The organism is Phenylobacterium sp., from assembly GCF_030646615.1.
Lineage (GTDB): Bacteria > Pseudomonadota > Alphaproteobacteria > Caulobacterales > Caulobacteraceae > Phenylobacterium.
This window is the reverse complement of the sequence record NZ_JAUSLG010000047.1, coordinates 128037-144561: the sequence shown is the minus strand read 5'-3', so window position 1 is coordinate 144561 and position 16525 is coordinate 128037. Positions and strand designations below refer to the sequence as shown.

At 67.9% G+C, this 16525-nt stretch carries 12 protein-coding genes and 1 pseudogene; 6 read left to right on the top strand and 7 right to left on the bottom strand.

All coding sequences use genetic code 11. The annotated features are described in order from the left end of the window. Positions 1-2: 2 nt before the first annotated feature. The 3 genes from Q7S93_RS08335 to Q7S93_RS08325 form a co-directional block, all read right to left on the bottom strand. Positions 3-1325 carry a DUF2254 domain-containing protein gene (locus Q7S93_RS08335; RefSeq protein ID WP_304713420.1) on the bottom strand — a complete coding sequence of 441 codons (1323 nt, stop codon included), beginning with the start codon at positions 1323-1325 and terminating at the stop codon, positions 3-5. A gap of 330 nt (positions 1326-1655) precedes the next feature. Beyond that, the gene (locus Q7S93_RS08330; protein WP_304713419.1) at positions 1656-2504 is read right to left on the bottom strand and encodes a phosphotransferase enzyme family protein; all 849 of its coding nucleotides are present in this window, start codon (positions 2502-2504) and stop codon (positions 1656-1658) included. A 273-nt stretch (positions 2505-2777) separates the two neighbouring features. Beyond that, positions 2778-3539 carry a hypothetical protein gene (locus tag Q7S93_RS08325; protein ID WP_304713418.1) on the bottom strand — a complete coding sequence of 254 codons (762 nt, stop codon included), beginning with the start codon at positions 3537-3539 and terminating at the stop codon, positions 2778-2780. Between the two features lie 308 nt (positions 3540-3847). On the opposite strand from Q7S93_RS08325, the gene Q7S93_RS08320 reads away from it, so the two are divergent. The 3 genes from Q7S93_RS08320 to Q7S93_RS08310 all read left to right on the top strand — a co-directional run bounded on the left by Q7S93_RS08320 (position 3848) and on the right by Q7S93_RS08310 (position 5883). Then, entirely contained in the window at positions 3848-4453 is a 606-nt protein-coding gene (locus Q7S93_RS08320; RefSeq protein WP_304713417.1) for a DUF2939 domain-containing protein, read from the top strand. A 21-nt stretch (positions 4454-4474) separates the two neighbouring features. Then, positions 4475-5392 (top strand): AEC family transporter, encoded by a 918-nt coding sequence (locus tag Q7S93_RS08315; protein WP_304713416.1) that lies wholly within the window; start codon positions 4475-4477, stop codon positions 5390-5392. A 65-nt stretch (positions 5393-5457) separates the two neighbouring features. Next, positions 5458-5883 carry a VOC family protein gene (locus tag Q7S93_RS08310; RefSeq protein WP_304713415.1) on the top strand — a complete coding sequence of 142 codons (426 nt, stop codon included), beginning with the start codon at positions 5458-5460 and terminating at the stop codon, positions 5881-5883. A gap of 18 nt (positions 5884-5901) precedes the next feature. Here the strand turns inward: Q7S93_RS08310 and alaS are convergent. Then, positions 5902-8544 (bottom strand): annotated as a pseudogene (alaS, locus tag Q7S93_RS08305) (alanine--tRNA ligase). Between the two features lie 261 nt (positions 8545-8805). After that, the gene (recA, locus tag Q7S93_RS08300; protein WP_304713414.1) at positions 8806-9873 is read right to left on the bottom strand and encodes a recombinase RecA; all 1068 of its coding nucleotides are present in this window, start codon (positions 9871-9873) and stop codon (positions 8806-8808) included. 197 nt (positions 9874-10070) lie between these two features. Between recA and Q7S93_RS08295 the strand changes: the two genes are divergently transcribed. Further along, a complete protein-coding gene (locus Q7S93_RS08295) occupies positions 10071-10748 on the top strand; it encodes a glutathione S-transferase family protein (RefSeq protein WP_304713413.1) in 678 nt (225 codons plus the stop codon). Between the two features lie 5 nt (positions 10749-10753). On the opposite strand, the gene Q7S93_RS08290 is transcribed toward Q7S93_RS08295, so the two are convergent. Both Q7S93_RS08290 and flgK read right to left on the bottom strand, forming a co-directional pair. Next, the gene (locus Q7S93_RS08290) at positions 10754-11686 is read right to left on the bottom strand and encodes a flagellin (protein ID WP_304713412.1); all 933 of its coding nucleotides are present in this window, start codon (positions 11684-11686) and stop codon (positions 10754-10756) included. 10 nt (positions 11687-11696) lie between these two features. Then, positions 11697-13793 (bottom strand): flagellar hook-associated protein FlgK, encoded by a 2097-nt coding sequence (flgK, locus tag Q7S93_RS08285; RefSeq protein ID WP_304713411.1) that lies wholly within the window; start codon positions 13791-13793, stop codon positions 11697-11699. A gap of 541 nt (positions 13794-14334) precedes the next feature. On the opposite strand from flgK, the gene Q7S93_RS08280 reads away from it, so the two are divergent. After that, positions 14335-15768 (top strand): flagellar hook-length control protein FliK, encoded by a 1434-nt coding sequence (locus Q7S93_RS08280; protein WP_304713410.1) that lies wholly within the window; start codon positions 14335-14337, stop codon positions 15766-15768. Positions 15769-15777: 9 nt separating this feature from the next. Next, entirely contained in the window at positions 15778-16521 is a 744-nt protein-coding gene (locus Q7S93_RS08275; protein WP_304713409.1) for a flagellar hook assembly protein FlgD, read from the top strand. The last annotated feature ends 4 nt before the right edge of the window (positions 16522-16525 follow it).

The window sequence follows — 16525 nt, the reverse complement described above, 5'->3', positions numbered from 1 at the left end:
CCCTAAGGCTCGGCGCGGCGCGCCGGGCCGCCATGGGCGGCGACCGCGCCAAAGTTGCGCCGCCGCGCCATCAGGTCGCGCAGATCTTCCCTGTTGGTCACGGCCTTTCGGGCGTCCGACACGACCTTGTCGGCGTGGATGCGCAGGCTGGCCAGCCGTTGCGGATCGCGCTCCTGCTCGGCCACCAGGGCGAGGATTTCCAGCAGGCGGATCGCCACGCTGGGCGCATGGGCGCCGCTCTGACGGATCATATCGAAGCAGACATCGACCAGGCCGGCATAGTCGCTGACCGGCCGCACCACCAGGACCCGCCCGTCGCGGATGGTCACCCCCCTGGGAAAATGACGATCGACCACGCGGCAAAGGGCCGAGCCCAACTGGTCCAGCACGGCGATGGCGGTCATGGGGTCGTTGATGCCCGGCGACAGAGCCCGGACCGCCACCTCCACCAACTGGCGGACGCTGTATTCGAGATCGCTGCCGGAGGTGCGCTTGGCGCCCAGCGCCGTGGCCCGCGCCATGGCCTCTTCGGCCCCCTTCGTCTCCGGGGGATGAACCAGGGCGACGCAGCCTCCGGCGACGATGAAGTCGCCAGGCCGCACCAACAGGCGGACTCGCGCCCCGGTGTCCTGCGCCCAGTCGGCCAGGGCCTCGACATCAAGCTCCTGCAGATAGCCATTGCGGCCGTCGCTGACCCGGCGGGCTTCCGACCAGTCCAGGTCGATATCCTCTGGTCCCAGGCTGTTTGGGTCTGGCTCCCGACGCGTCAGGCTGTCCAGGGCGGCGAACAGCTCGCGGCGCACCAGATCGATCACGGTGTCGATATTGATCCGCGTCGACATGTGGTGGACGTAATAGACCAGCAGCGCCACGCAGAGACCGGCCAAGACCATGGCGCCGCCCAGCGCAAGGCGGGGCACGAACAGGTCGTCCTCGCCGCCGCGAACCTGACGCAGGACCACCAGGCAATAGGCGAAAGACCCCAGGAAGACCCCGAGCACCACCTGGTTTCCGCGGTCGCGGGTGAAGTTGTCCAGCAGGCGCGGCCCCATCTGGCTCGACGCCAGGGTCAGGGCTGCGATGGTGATGGAAAACAGCGTGCCGGTGACGCCGATGGTCGAGGTGGCGATGGCGCCCAGCAGGGTCCGCGCGCCGCTCTCGCCGCCCTCATAGAGCAGCGACATCAACGGCCCGGGAATCCAGTCGGCCCCCTCGGCCGCCACCGCCCCAAACGCCGCCGCCGTTCCGAGCGCGACCAGCACCGAGGGCACGACCCAGAAGGTGGTCCGCAGATCGTGCGCAAGCTTGTGTAGCCGGGCCCCCATGCCGCCTCAAACGCACCAGCCAAGCTTAGGCTCCGCCAGGCGGCTATCGTTCGAATTGCGGTGGACCTGACCCCACCATAGGTCTGGCCCGGACGACCTAAGCCGGCCCCGGCGCGGCCCCGAGGGATCGCGATGTCCATGGATGTCCGTTCGGCGCCAGAGCCGGATCTTACCGCACGGCCGATATGCGCACATTCCCGAGCGAGAATGTCGCTGGTGCCAACGATCAGTGGCAGGTGAAACCAATACGCGTCGAAGCTCTGTATCGACTGGCTCGCGACACGTGAAGATGGGCTGATCAAGTAGGGCCGGGAGCTCCACCGCCACCCACTACAGTCTCGCGATCCTATCCAGGGCAGCCTCGATGACCGCGCGAAGCTCGGGCACGAATGGGCTCGGGTACCGGCGCAGCGAGCGAAGCAGTACAAAAAGCTCGAGCCACTCGGGCTGCTCAGGCGGCAGATCGCCATACCCTTCGAGAAATGCGCTCAGCCGGGCCTCGTCACCCTGCCGGTTCACGTCGTAAAGGGCGCCCGGAAAAGCCTCGGAGTAAATGAGGCACAAATCAAATACCCGAGGCGCCACCCAGACGTCCGCCGGCTTGTCGAAGAGGACGACTTCGCCGCCCCGCTTAAGGGCGTTATTGAGGTGCAAGTCGCCGTGGGTCAGCACGAACTCTGGCGGGTTGAACTTCTTGAGCTTTGCCAGCCCGAGTGCGGCTTTGTCGAGGAGGCCCGCCGGCAAGCCTGTCTCCCGCTCCCGTTGTCGATCAATGGCCTTGTGGATCAGCTCTGCGACGAAATCCTGCCAGCTCGCGAGAACCGGCATTCCTTGGCCATCCAACGTCTGGAACTCTGATGATCGGATGCCGTGAAGGTCTCTAATGGCCTCACCCCAACGCCGGCAGAGGTTAAGTGATGGCGAGCCACCGATGGTGGGCGACCCCGAGACGTATTCCATCAGCAGCTGATCCGGACGGAGTCCACTGCAGTCTGCGACCTGGAGGTTCGGTAACCCATGCTCACGTAGTGAGCTCTGAAAGAGCCGTTCCGCCGCTACCTCTCGCGGCCGATGACACTTGAGAACCCAAAGTTGACCGCCGGCTCGGACGAGGTCGACCGTTGCGTTACCGCCGCCGCCAGCGAGTGGCCGTACTATTTCAATCTGCGATACGTCCATGCGCGAAACTCGGATGGGACGATCGGCCGGTCAACAGGTCAGGTGGTGGAGATCTCCCCCCTCGCGCGCTCGCTCGGTGGCTCAAGCGGGTCTGCCGTAGGAGAGCCTGGCCGTGCAGGGCTGCGGCGGCCGTTGAGCGCCACGACCGGTCTTACCTCCGGGCTGATGTCCGGACATACCTCAGCGAGGGCGAGTGGCCGGCTGCTTGCAGACTGGCCGCCGGTGAAATCGACCCAACTTGGACACTTGTAGTGTGGATCTCTTCGCCCGGCGCTATGGCTGCGGCGGCCCACTGACGATCTCTGTCCCGAAGGAAGCGCATGCTTTCACGCCCCACCAACCTGAATGTTCACTGGCTCCGTTGGGGCTCACCGCGCTGTAGCGGACTTCCGTCGCGCGAACTTCGCCGCCGACGATGAGCACGGCGCCCATGCGGGTGAAACCGCGCGCGTCAGCCTGCGCGTCGAAGAACGTCACATACATGTCCTTCCGCGGCTGTCCGTCGAATGGGCCGACGTATTCGTATGAGGGGCAAGGTTGACGCTCCACATCCGCGCGCCGTTCCGGTGTGTTCCATCGCTCCACCTTGTCCCGGAGCGCCAGGTAGGGCGCGCAATGCGGATCGTTTGGCCTGCGGAGTTCCAGCCGATAGATGCCTGTCGGCTCTCCTACCATTGGGCCGAAGGCGCCGGAGTTCGGATCAACGTACTTTCGCTCCTGCACGTTAATCAGCACCGTTCGCGCGATACCGCTTCGCAGCAGCACCTCGCCGTAGCCAAAGTCTCGATAGGGCTCAGCATCGGCCAGTGGCGCGTGCGGATCGGGTTCACGGTTCAGGTTCCCCGGTATCCACAGGTCCAAGCTCTCGGCCCGACCGCCCCGCCAACGCACCCCGGAATCGCGGGCGCACCAGCGTCCCATCTCATTTAGCACGGACTGTGATGGGCGATTGGTCACGTACAGCGCCGTGGTGATGCAGCCCTGAAGGCCAAACGCTACGACGGCGAGAAGAGCGCCAGAGAGCCATCGCTTCATGCGCAAACACTTTCGATGCAACGCCAATGCAGGAGTCGCGCCAACCTGCGCTCGAGCGTACCGCACCAACGCCCGAAATCCACCCGTCTCAACGGTTCAAACACCTCTGCACTGCGGTCGTCGACTGGCGATACGTGCGACGGCTAAGAGCCCAACCTGATCATTGCGGGGCGCCGGTAAGGGGCAAGGCCGCGGTCCCTCGTCGGGCTCCGCGCGTCCTGCTGGGCGAGGAAATGGCGGCCTGGCGGGCGCCGTGTTAAGCCTGATCCATAACCTGCAAAGCTTGGCCGAGGGGACCCGACCGGCCCATGGTCAGACGTCAGCTCTTCAAGATCTTCCTCGTCTGTCTTGTGCTGTTCGCGCTCGCCTTCGCCGCGGCGCCCTGGTTCGCCTATCGGGCCCTGAAGGCCAATGCGCGGGACCAGGACGTGGTGGGGTTGGCCGAGATGGTGGATTTCCGCGCCCTGCGCACCAGCCTGCGCGATCAGGTCCGGGAGCCGCCGCCGCCGGAGCGCGCCGCCGGCGAGGCGGCCGCGGCGCCCGACATCTGGCGCGACCCCATGGGCGCCATGCGCCGGGCGCTGGAGCCCTTCGCCGAGCCCCTGGCGCCCCTCACGCCGGCCCCAGCCCGACTGGAGCCCTATCTGACGCCGGCCGGCCTTTATGACGTGGTCCGCGGCTATGAGCCGGGCGCGGCGCCGCCCGAGCCTGCGCCGGCCCAAGGCGCCCGCCGCCTGACGGCGCCCCTCAAGGAGCCCTGGCCCAGCCTGCGCTACTGGGGGATCAACCGCACCCGGTTCGCCGTCCATCCTCCGGGCCGGCCGGGCGAGGTGACGGTGCTGACCTTCCAGCGCACCGCCCTTTTCCAGTGGACTCTGGTGCATGTGCGCCTGCCTGAGCGCCCGGAAGCCTAGGCGCGGTCGGACCTTCGAGCCTTGGACCTTCTTGCGCGCATCGCGCCCTTCTTCGCGATCATCGCCGCCGGCGCCCTGGCCGGCCGGTTCGGCCTGCTGGGCGCCCGCCTGGGGGGATGGATGTCGGCCTACACCTTCTGGATCGGCTTTCCCGCCCTGCTGATCCGCTGGCTCGGCGACGCCCCGCCGCCAAACATGAGCCAGGCCCTGGCGCTGGGCCTCTATGGGCTCTCCCTGACCGCGGTCCTGCTGTTCGCCTGGGTCCTGGCCCGGCGCCTCGACCTGCCCCGCCAGAGCGTGGCGGGCCTACCCATGGCGGCGGCCATCGGCAACACCGCCTTCCTCGGCGCCCCCCTGGCCGTCGCCGTGCTGGGGGAGGCTGTCCGACCCCAGGCCGCAGCCCTGGTGGCGGTGGACTTCATCGTCCTGATGGGCCTGGCCGTGGCCATCTTGCAGACCGGCGCCGCCTCGGTCGGCCTGGCCGCAGCCCTGCGTCGGGTGCTGGCCAATCCCACTGTGCTCGGCGCCGTCTGCGGGCTCATCCTGTCGGCCACAGGGACCCGCCTGCCGGGCCTCGCCGACCAGGGGCTCAGCCTTCTGGCGGCCACGGCCAGCCCCATCGCCTTGATCGCCCTGGGCGGCCTCATCGGCCGCGAGGGCGCCTGGCCAGACCGGGCCGCCCTCGCCCCCCTTGGCCTCGCCCTCGGGCTCAAGCTCCTGGCCGCCCCGGTGCTGGTGTGGGTGGTCCTGGGCCTCGGCGGGGTCGATCCGGCCACGCGCGCCGTCGCCACCCTGCTGGCCGCCTGCCCCACGGCGGTGAATGTCTTCATCCAGACCCGGGCCCTGGGGGTGTTCGCCCGCGGCGCCGCCGAGGCGGTGATCGCCGGCACGGTGCTGAGCGCCCTGACCATGACCCTGGCGGCCCACTTCCTAAGCTAGAATGTTCCTGTTATGTTCTATTCCACGGAGCCGGATGGCCGGCCTGATGGGATGGGAGAGATCAGATGACGACGCCGCCGACCGCCGGGGATGCGGGCCCGGTTCTGGGCTATATGACCCTGGGCGCAGATGACCTGCCTGCGGCGGTCGCCTTCTATGATGCGGTGCTGGCCACCCTGGGCCTGACCCAGCTCTACGCCTTCGAGGGCTGGACCGGCTATGGCCGCGCAGGCGACGGCCAGGGCCAGACGCTCTGGGTCTGCAAGCCCTTCGATGGCCAGGCCGCCCGGGCCGGCAACGGCGTCATGCTGGGCTTCTACGCCCCCACGCCCCAGGTGGTGGACGCCTTCTATGAAGCCGCCATGGCCCATGGCGGCGCTGATGAGGGGCCGCCGGGCCTTCGCCCGCAATATGGCGAGGGCTGGTACGCCGCCTATGTCCGCGACCCGCAGGGGAACAAGCTGGCCTGCGTGCGCACGCCCCCGGCCTGAGGCCGCGACCGTCCGGCCCTAACCGGTGATCGCCGCCTTCAGGGCCGCCAGCCCCTCTTCGGCCCGGGCGCCATCGGGGGCGCCGCCCTGGGCAAAGTCGGGACGCCCGCCGGCGCCCTGCCCGCCCATGGCGATCACGGCGGCCTTGGCGAGGTCGGCGGCGTTGAAGCGATCCTTGGCCGCGCCGGTCACCGCCACGGTGACGGCGGCCTTGCCTTCGGCCACCCCCACCAGGGCGATGATGCCGTCGGTCACCTGCTACTTGAATTCTTCGGCGATGGGCCGCAGGTCCTTGCCGCCGACCCCGTCCATCACCCGCGCCAGCACCTGGACGCCGGCGATCTCCTCAGGCCCGGCCTGAGCCGCGCCCCCGCCGCCGCCCATGGCGAGCTGGCGCTTGGCGTCGCCCAGTTCCTTTTCCAGCTTGCGCCGCTGAGCCTCCAGGGCCTCCACCCGGCCCAGAACCTCGGACACCGGGGTCTTGAACTGCTCGGCCAGCTGGCGCGACACCAGAGCCTGGTCCAGCAGCCAGCGGCGGGCCGGCTCACCCGTCAGGGCCTCGATGCGGCGAACGCCGGCGGCCACGCCGCTTTCGGAGACGATCTTGAACAGGGCGATGTCGCCGGTGCGGGCCACATGGGTGCCGCCGCACAGCTCGACCGAATAGGGGCCGCTCCCATCCAGGGCCCGGCCCAGGGTCAGGACCCGGACCACATCCCCATACTTCTCGCCGAACAGGGCCATGGCGCCGGCCTCGATGGCCTCTTCGGGGGCCATGTTCTTGGTCTCGGCCGGCAGGTTCTGGCGGATCACCGCATTCACCTCGGCCTCGATCTTGTCGATCTCCTCCAGGGTGAGCGGCTGGCCGTGGCTGAAGTCGAAGCGGATGCGCTCGCCGTCCACCATCTGGCCCTTCTGGCTCACATGGGGTCCCAGCACATTGCGCAGGGCCGCATGCAGCAGGTGGGTGGCCGAGTGGTTGGCCCGGGTGGCGGTGCGCCGCGCAGCATCCAGGGCCAGACGCACGGACGCGCCTGTGACCAGGGCGCCGTCGGTGATCTCGATCACATGGACGTGGAGGTCGCCAGCCTGCTTCTGGGTGTCGAGGACACGGGCCTGGCCCCCGGCCCATTCGACTTCGCCCAGGTCACCAGCCTGGCCGCCGCTCTCGCCGTAGAAGGGGGTGTGGTCAAACAGGACCTGGACGGTCTGGCCGGCTTCGGCGCGGGGAATCTCGGCGCCCCCATCCACCAGGGCCAGGACCTTGGCGGTGGTCTCGGTGGTGTCGTGACCGACGAATTCGGTGGCCCCCAGGCGTTCGCGCAGGGCGAACCACTCGCCGGACGCCGCCACCTGGCCAGAGCCGGTCCAGGCCTCGCGGGCCTGGTCCTTCTGGCGCTTCATGGCCGCATCGAAGCCGGCGAGATCGACGCTCAGGCCCATGGCGCGCACGGCGTCCTGGGTCAGATCGAGGGGGAAGCCGTAGGTGTCATAGAGCTTGAAGGCCGTCTCGCCGGGCAGTTCGCCGCCCTCGGCCAGTTGGGCCGTGGCCTCTTCCAGCAGGCTCATGCCCCGGCCGAGGGTGCGGCGGAAGCGTTCCTCCTCCTGGCGCAGGGTCTCGGAGATCGTCGCCTCGGCCCGCCGCAGTTCCGGATAGGCCTCGCCCATCTCCGACACCAGGGTCGGGACCAGCCGGTGCATCAGGGGCTCGGCCGCGCCCAGCATGTGGGCGTGGCGCATGGCCCGGCGCATGATCCGCCGCAGCACATAGCCGCGGCCTTCATTGGAGGGCGAGACGCCATCGGCGATCAGGAAGCTCGTGGAGCGCAGGTGATCGACGATGACCTGGTGCGAGAACCGGGCCTCGCCGCGGGCCGCGGCGCCCGTGGCCTCTTCGCTGGCGGCGATGAGGGTGCGGAAGAGGTCGGTGTCATAGTTGGAATGGACGCCCTGTAGGACCGTGGTGATCCGCTCCAGGCCCATCCCGGTGTCGATCTGCGGCTTAGGCAGGTCCTTGCGCGTGCCGTCGGCGAACTGCTCCCAGCGCATGAAGACCAGGTTCCAGATTTCGACGAACCGGTCGCCGTCCTCGTCCGGGCTGCCGGGGGGGCCCCCGGCCACGTGGTCGCCGTGATCATAGAAGATCTCGGTATTGGTGCCGCACGGGCCAGTGTCGCCCATGGACCAGAAGTTTTCTTCCAGCCGCACGATCTTTGAATCCGGCAGGCCGGCGATCTTGCGCCACAGGGCCGCGGCGTCCTCGTCGTCCGGCGCGATGGTGACCATCAGGCGGGCGGGGTCCAGACCAATGTCCTTGGTCATCAGCTCCCAGGCCAGTTCGATGGCGCCTTCCTTGAAATAGTCGCCGAAGGAGAAGTTCCCCAGCATCTCGAAGAAGGTCTGGTGGCGGCCGGTATAGCCCACATTGTCCAGGTCGTTGTGCTTGCCGCCGGCCCGGACGCACTTCTGAACCGACACCGCCCGGGGCGCCGGGGGCGTCTCGGCGCCGGTGAAGTAGTTCTTGAACGGCACCATGCCGGCGTTGACGAACATCAGCGTCGGATCGTTCTGCGGCACCAGGGGCGCCGAGGGGATCACCAGGTGATCGCGACCCTTGAAGAAGTCGATGAACGTGCTGCGGATCTGGTTCAGGCTGGACATGGCTTGCATATAGGGCGCGCAGGCTCGGCCGCGCAGGGGAATTTTGCCGGTCGTTTACGGGAGTCCACGGCGCGCGCAAAGAAAAAGGACGCCCTGGCGGCGGGCCAGGGCGTCCTCCTCCGCAAACGAGGCGCCGCGTTGGGGTCCTGAGAGGACCGAACGCATATCGGCGGGGGCGTCCGGCCCGGGCGCGACGCTGTCTGCGGAGAACCTATGACCGGCTCTCCTCAGGACATCTGTGACGGATGCCGGCCAGAAGCCTCAGTCGTCCTTGTCGTCAGGTCCGCCGACGAGCAGTTCTTCCTCGATCTTGGAGGTGGCGCCGCGCACCGCCTTCTCGATCTCGTCGGCCACATCGCGATTGGCCTTGAGGAATTCCCGCACATTGTCGCGGCCCTGGCCGATCCGCTGGCTGTTGAAGGAGAACCAGGAGCCGGACTTCTCGACCACGCCGGCCTTGACGCCCAGGTCGATGATCTCGCCCAGCTTGGAGATGCCTTCGCCGTACATGATGTCGAACTCGACCTCACGGAACGGCGGGGCCACCTTGTTCTTGACCACCTTGACCCGGACATTGTTGCCGACGATCTCGTCACGCTGCTTGACCGAGCCGGTGCGACGGATGTCCAGGCGCACCGAGGCGTAGAACTTCAGCGCATTGCCGCCGGTGGTGGTCTCCGGGCTGCCGTACATGACGCCGATCTTCATCCGGATCTGGTTGATGAAGATGACCAGGGTCTTGGTCTTGGAAATGGAGCCGGTGAGCTTGCGCAGGGCCTGGCTCATCAGCCGGGCCTGCAGGCCCGGCAGGCTGTCGCCCATCTCGCCTTCGATTTCGGCTCGCGGCGTAAGGGCGGCCACGGAGTCGATGACAATCACGTCAACCGCGCCGGAACGGACCAGGGTGTCGGTGATCTCCAGGGCCTGCTCGCCGGTGTCCGGCTGCGAGACCAGGAGGTCGTCCAGGTTCACGCCCAGCTTGTGGGCGTAGGACGGGTCCAGGGCGTGCTCGGCGTCCACGAAGGCCGCGGTGCCGCCGCCCTTCTGGACCTCGGCCACCACGTGCAGGGCCAGCGTCGTCTTGCCGGAGCTTTCCGGGCCATAGATCTCGACAATCCGCCCCTTGGGCAGGCCGCCGATCCCCAGCGCCAGGTCCAGGCCGAGGGAGCCGGTGGAAAAGGACTCGATCTCGACGATCTTGCCCTTGTCCCCCAGCTTCATCACCGAGCCCTTGCCGAAGGCCCGATCAATCTGAGACAGCGCCGCCTCGAGCGCGCGCTGCTTGTCGCCTTCTTCTTTACCCACGAGTTTCAACGCCGACTGTGCCATTTGAGGGGACCCCTTATCCCATGATTCCGTCGGGCCGACCGGGGCGATCCCCGTCTGTGCGGCCAGGACTCAGTCGTACGCTTTTTGTTCTATGTTCGCAAGATGTTCTCTCCAGGTCCCGTGACCTCGTGATTTGATCCGGGACAAGGCCACGCCCTCCAAGGCCGGCGAAGCTGGCGAAGGCGGGGAGACAACCGATGGCGACACTCATCTTTCACTCGATGGCCGGCAGCGCCTATCTGTGGACCGCCATGTTGGCGGCCGACGAAAAGGGAATCGACTACGAGCTGAACCCCCTGGTCCTTGGCTCGGAGGCCCATCTTCGGCTGCACCCGTTCGGCAAGATGCCGGTGATGCAGCACGGCGAGGTCATTCTCTACGAGACCCTGGCCATCACCCATTATATAGACCGCGCCTTCGAAGGCCCGCCCCTCCAGCCGCACGACGCGCTTGGCCAGGCCGAGGTGCTGCGCTGGATCAGCCTGGTCAACGCCTATGTGTTCCCGATCATGAACCGCTTCATGAAAGAGCGCCTGGTGCGTCCCAACTGGGGGTTCGAGGTCGATCAGGATTTCCTGCAGGCCGCCCGCGATCCGCTCCGTCTGCAAATGCGGCTGATCGGCGAGGCCGCGGCGGACGGCGGCTATCTGGTGGGGCGCCAACTGACCCTGGCCGACGCCTTCCTGCTGCCCCACCTGCTGTTCTTCGGCCGCACGTCGGAAGGCGCCGCCCTGCTGGAGGCGACCCCGGCCGCCAAGGCCTGGCTGGAGCGCATGATCTCACGGCCGAGCTATGTCGGAAGCCCCATGGATCAGGCCTATGTCGCCTTCCACAGCCTGTCCAGCCAACCCGCGACGGTCTGGCCTGAGGACTGAGCGCCCTATCTCAGGACGTTGAGCAGCGAGCTTTCCTTCAGCGCGATAAAGACCTGGGCGGCGGCCTGAACGGAAATCTGGGCCTGTTCGAGATTGGAAATGGCCAGGGTCATGTCGGCGTCGACGATGTCCCCGATCATGCTCTTTATGCTGTTGGTGCGGATGACCAGGTCCTCCTTCACCGACTCGACCCGGCTCTGGACCATACCGTTGCGGCCAGCGATGTTGATCTGGTCGTTATAGACGCTGTCCCAGACCTGCAGCTGTCCCTCCAGGAAGGTGCGCTGGGCATCGGTCAGATTGCCGTTGAAGGGGCCATCGGCCCCCTCGTGGAACGCCTGCACCGCCTTGAAGGCCTCCATCATGCCCGTGCCGAAGGCGTCGGCCAGGAAGCCCGTATTGACGAGGGTGGAGTCGTCCACCTTGGCCTGGGCGATGAAGGTGTCATTGTGGAAGTAGTCGGCCACATTGGTCGCCGGGATGGTCAGGTCGCTGAGCGAGGTGGCCGAGAACGGCGGGGTGTCCACCTGGCCGCCGGAAAACAGGTACTTGCCGCCATAGCGGCTGTTCAGCCCCTCGACGCCATTGCGGAAGGCGCCCTGCATATCCTGCATCAGGGTGTCCACCCGGCCGCTGGCGATGGCTTCGGCGATCGCCTGGCGGGCGGTCTGGGCGGCGTCGGCCACTTGGTTGAGCGCGAAGTCCTGGGTGATCAGCTTGTCGTTCACCAGCTTGTTCTGCTCGGTATAGCCGGCCAGGCGGGTGTCGATAGAGCGCATCGCCGTCAGCATCTCGGCGTTGCGCGAATAGTCCTTCAGGTCCGAACCGTTCTTTTGGCTCGAGACCTTTTCCCCGGCGTCGGTCTGCCGCTGCTGGGCGGCGATCAGATTGGCCAGGACGGCGCTGTAGTTTCCGCCGGTGGAGACGCGGCTCACCATGTGAATGCCCTCAGACGATGTTGGTCAGGACGTCGAACAATTCCTTGGCCGCCTGGATCATGCGGGCCGAAGCGTTGAAGGCCTGTTGATAAGTGGTCATTCGCACCAGCTCTTCGTCGAGATTGACGCCCTCGACCGCCTGGCGCCGGTTCATGGCCTCGGTCTGGACCGCCCGCGCGCTGTCTCGGCGGGTGTCGGCGGCGGCGGCCTCCCGACCGACGGAGCCGCCGAATTCCGAGGCGTAGCGCGAGAGAGTCATGTCCACCTTGCCCAGGGAGCCGGCTGCGGAGAACCGCGTCACCACATCACCGGCATTGGCCAGGGCCAGGGCGCCGCGGCCATCCCCCGGGGTCAGCACCGGCTGGCCCGGGGCCATGGAGAGATCGAGCTTGGCCAGGCCGATCTTCATCGGGTTGGCGATAAAGGACGAGGCCACCGCTAGCCGGTTGGCCCGGCTCGTGCGCTCTGTGACCCCCAGGCCGAAGAGCTCGCTGATGGAGGGCCCGCCGACGCCGCGGGAGGTGTTGTCCTGCACCACCGAGGCTGTGGCGTAGAAGGGCTCGGACCCCGTAAAGGCCAGGGCGCCATTGGCGTCCAGACTGTACTGGCCATAGAGCCCGACGCCTGTGGTGTTGCTGTTCAGGGCGTTGACAAGGTCGGCCATGGTGGCGCCGGCGGGCACGGTGACCGTCACGTCGCGGATCGGCTTGCCGTCGGGCTGGGCCAGCCGCAGCACCATCTGGTCGCCGGGCGTAAAGCCGTGGGCGTCGGTGAGGGACAGGCCGCTGTCATAGTTGGTGACGCCGTCCGAGCGGATGATGTCGTTCAGACCAAAGAAGTGCGAGAAGCCCCGCCCGGCCTTCTGGGATGTGCCCTCGTCCACCGCCACGCCGCCGGTGGCGGCCGAGATGCTGAGCGCCCCGTTGGTGAAGGTCGCCGATCCGGTGGCCCCCAGGCTGGTGTTCAGATCGGCCAGGAAGCTCGCCGGTGTGAAGGCCGCCGCGGGGCCCCCGTCCACGCTCATGGTCCCGGCGTCGAAGTCGATATCCACCCGGCGGGTCAGCTGACCCGCACTGTCGACGATGGCGACCGTCGTGGCGCCGCTGAAACCGCTGACCGCAGTGGGCAGGTCAAGGCCCGTATAGCGCCCGGTCAAGGTCGCCTGGGCCGGCACGGTGGTGGCGCCGTTATGGGCGGCGTTGATCGCGTCCGAGGCCCGGGTCATGAACTCGCCCAGCTGGTCGGACAGGCCCGGCAGCTTGTCGTCGCGCAGGTCCAACAGCCCGCGCAGTTCGCCGCCAGTGATGGTGATGGGCTTGCTGACGCCCGATCCCGCGGTGGTGACCGCGGTGATATAGCCCTTGGTGCTGTCGGTGCGGGAATAGGCCAGCACGGCTGCGCCGTCGCCCGCCAGCATCACCCCTTCGGTGGAGCGGATCATCAGACCGCCGGTGGGGCGGGCCGAGACCTGGACGTTGATCAGGCCGCTCAGTTCGTCGACCAGCTGGCTCTGGATGTTCTCCGAGCCCGAGGCGTCGGCATTGACCATCTTGGCCCGGCTGATGTCGGCGTTCAGCTTGTTGATCTGGTCGAGCAGATCATTGGCCCGGTCGATGTCGGCGGTGATCTTGGTGTCGACGGTCCGGAACAGGTCCTGAAGGGAGTTGTTGATCCGCGCGCCTTCGTTGAGGAAATCCTCGACGGTGGAGAGCGCCTGACTGCGCAGCAGGCTGGAGGACGGGTCGTTGGCCGTCGCCGCAAAGGCGCTCCAGATGTCGTCGAGCCGTCCGAAGAAGAAGCTGTCGCCGGAGGGGTCGCCGAACAGGGACTGGGCGTTGTCCATATACTGGGCGACCGCTTCCCAGCGCCCCGCCTCGGAGGCCGAGCTCAGACTGGCCAGTTGGAGATACTGATCGGTCACCCGCTTGACGCCGGAGACCTCGACGCCCATTCCGCGGCCGCCCACCACCATTTGCTGCTGGTCGACCGTCTTGCGGACGTAGCCGGCGGTGTTGACGTTGGCGATGTTGTCGGAGACGGCTCGGAGTCCGACCTGCGACGCCACCAGGCCGGAATTGGCTGTCTTCAGGACCGCTGTCAGCGACATGGCCTTCACCTTCCACCCGGCAATCCTCGCTGCGGCGCCCGGCGCATTCTGCCGGGCATAGAGTGAACGCGCACGCGAGGGTCCGGAAAAACCCTAGCCTTTTCAATACCGACCCATTCAGGGCCCGGAACGGACATCTGAAGGGTCGCAAATCTGGCGCCAGCTTTCGCGCCCAAGCTCGGTAACCCTTTTGAAAGGCGGCAGACTCGTCCGGGCCATGATCGGTCGACTGGGCAAGATCGGCCTGCGCCAGCAATGGCGACCGAAAGGTACGCAATCTTTTTCATCAGCGTTTTCCGCCCCTTAGCGTCATCACGGAAACTGGCGTGAAGGTTGCTGGCATTGTGTCGAACACCCCGGCGCAGCAGGCGCCACATCCCACCCCCTGTCCGGCGCACACGCTTCTGCGCCCAGCCTGCTGGCCCTGATGTCGTTCTCGCTGCCGCTTATCGCCGTTCCGCCCCCCGCCGTCTCTGGAGCCGGCGGCCAGGTTGCGCCTGACGCTTCGGGCGCTTCGGCCGCTTCTGGTTTCGGCGCCCTGTTGGCGGCCCTGCTGGGAGAAACGCCCGAGGCGCAAGGCCAGGCCCCGGTCGTCCCCGGGGCCAAGGGGCAACCGCCCGCCCCAGTGGATGCGGTCCCGGCCGAAGCCACGCCCGAAGGGGAAGACGCCGAAGCGATGGCCGCCGAGGCCGCCCTGCTGGCTGCGGCCGCCCAGGCGCCGGCGCCCATCATGCCGCCCGTGGTGACAGGAGACGGCGCGCAGACCGCCATCGACGCCGTCGCCGCCCGGGCGCCGTCTTCCGCGCGACCCCTTGAGGTCGAAGCCGCCCTCGCCGCTGAGCCTGAGGCGCCTCCGGCCGAGACCGCTGAAACGCCGGCCCCAGCCGCCAAGGGGACGCCGGAGGGGCCAGTCCCAGCCGAGACGGCCGACGCCGCGCCGGCCCCGGTCCCGACCACCGATCCCAAGCCGGCGCTCAGCGTCCCGGCAGGCGACCTGGCCGCCCAGACCCCGGAGCGCCGGTCGGCGGCCACATCGGTCGCCGCGGCGCCTGCCGCGCCGGTTGCGACAGACACGCCGCCTGCGCCGCCCCCAACCGCCCTGGCCGCCGCCCCGGCCGCGGTCACTACGGCCGCCCAGCCGCTGATGACCGCAGCCGTCGCAGCCTCCGCCACCAGCCTCAAGGCGACCCAGACTGTGGACTCCGTCGAGGCCGCGGCCGTCGAGAGCGACGAGTCGGCGCCGCCCGCGGCGGCCAAGACGGCTGAGGCCAAGCCCAACGTGGCTGTCGAACAGGCCAAGCCCAACGCCTTCTCACCGGCGCAGCCCAATCCCGCCGCCGCAGCCTCCAAGCCCGAGGGCCCCGCCCTGCTGGCCTCCGTGGCCGAATCTGCGGCGCGTGACGCCGCACCGGCGGATCTCGAGACCCCGGACGCCGGCGCCGATCTTGACGCCCCCGATCAGCCCAGCACGTCCACGGCCACCCAAACCTCTGCGGCCCATCTTGAAGCGCGCGAGGCCGCCCGCGTCGCGGCGACCTCGGCCACCGTGGCCGACCTGGCCGCCCAGGTGTCGCGCAAGCTGCAGGGCCGCAACACGCACTTCGACATCCAGCTGACGCCAGAGGGCCTCGGCCGGGTGGACGTGCGGGTGGATATCGACGCCCAGGGCAAGCTCACCGCGGCCATGGCCTTCGACAATCCACAGGCGGCGGCCGAACTGCGTGGCCGGGCGGGAGACCTGCAGCGGGCCCTGGAACAGGCCGGCTTCGACATCTCCGGCGGCCTGTCCTTCCAGTCGCCGCAGGACGGCCAGGGCGGCGGGCGGTTCGCCGACCAGGCGCCCGACCGGGAGGCCTGGCAGGGCCGCGCCTTCCAGAACGCCCTCGGCGTCGCCGACGAGGCCGAAACCGCCGCAGTCGCCGCCCGCCTCTACCAGCAACGCCGGTCCCCCACCGGCGTAGACCTTCGGATTTAGAGAAGCCCCATGGTCGACACCGTCAACAACACCCAGACCACCGCGACGTCGGGGACCAATGCGGGCTCCCAGCGTCTGGCCGAGAGCTTCGACACCTTCCTCATCCTGCTGACCACGCAGATGAAGAACCAGGACCCACTCTCGCCGATGGATTCCGGCGACTTCACCCAACAGATCGTGCAGATGACCGGGGTCGAGCAGCAATTGCTGACCAATGACCTTCTGAAGCAGTTGGTGGGCTCGGCCGGCGACGGCGTCGCCGACGCCGTCAGCCTGATCGGCAAGGAAGTCCGGGCGGCTACCGACACGGCCAACCTGTCCAAGGGCCAGGCTGAGTGGGTCTATCGCCTCGACCGTGAGGCCCAGAGCGTCAAGATCGAGGTCCTCGACGACAAGGGCTCCATCGTCCACGTCCAGGCCCTGGAGAATGTCCAGGGCGGCGAGCACGACTTCAGCTGGAACGGCAAGAATATCCTGGGCTCTCAGCTGCCTGACGGCGGGACCTACACCCTGCGCATCACCGCCACCGACACCGCCGGCGCCACCGTAGGCCACAACACGTTCATCCAGGGGTTGGTCCGCGCCGTCGAGCAAATCGATGGACAGACCTATGTGACCATCGGGGGCAGCCGCGCGCTCTGGCAGACGATCAGCAGTATCGGCCTGCCCACTGAGAAGACCACCCAAACCGATACCACCCCAGATCCTACCAACGACAGCGACGACGAAGAGACCCCGGCGCAGGCGGCCTGAGCGC

Coding starts and splice junctions, on each gene's coding strand:
- Q7S93_RS08320 (WP_304713417.1), top strand. CDS start 3,848: ATGGTCAGACGTCAGCTCTTCAAGATCTTCCTCGTCTGTCTTGTGCTG.
- Q7S93_RS08325 (WP_304713418.1), bottom strand. CDS start 3,539: ATGAAGCGATGGCTCTCTGGCGCTCTTCTCGCCGTCGTAGCGTTTGGC.
- recA (WP_304713414.1), bottom strand. CDS start 9,873: ATGGCACAGTCGGCGTTGAAACTCGTGGGTAAAGAAGAAGGCGACAAG.
- Q7S93_RS08335 (WP_304713420.1), bottom strand. CDS start 1,325: ATGGGGGCCCGGCTACACAAGCTTGCGCACGATCTGCGGACCACCTTC.
- Q7S93_RS08295 (WP_304713413.1), top strand. CDS start 10,071: ATGGCGACACTCATCTTTCACTCGATGGCCGGCAGCGCCTATCTGTGG.
- flgK (WP_304713411.1), bottom strand. CDS start 13,793: ATGTCGCTGACAGCGGTCCTGAAGACAGCCAATTCCGGCCTGGTGGCG.
- Q7S93_RS08310 (WP_304713415.1), top strand. CDS start 5,458: ATGACGACGCCGCCGACCGCCGGGGATGCGGGCCCGGTTCTGGGCTAT.
- Q7S93_RS08330 (WP_304713419.1), bottom strand. CDS start 2,504: ATGGACGTATCGCAGATTGAAATAGTACGGCCACTCGCTGGCGGCGGC.
- Q7S93_RS08275 (WP_304713409.1), top strand. CDS start 15,778: ATGGTCGACACCGTCAACAACACCCAGACCACCGCGACGTCGGGGACC.
- Q7S93_RS08290 (WP_304713412.1), bottom strand. CDS start 11,686: ATGGTGAGCCGCGTCTCCACCGGCGGAAACTACAGCGCCGTCCTGGCC.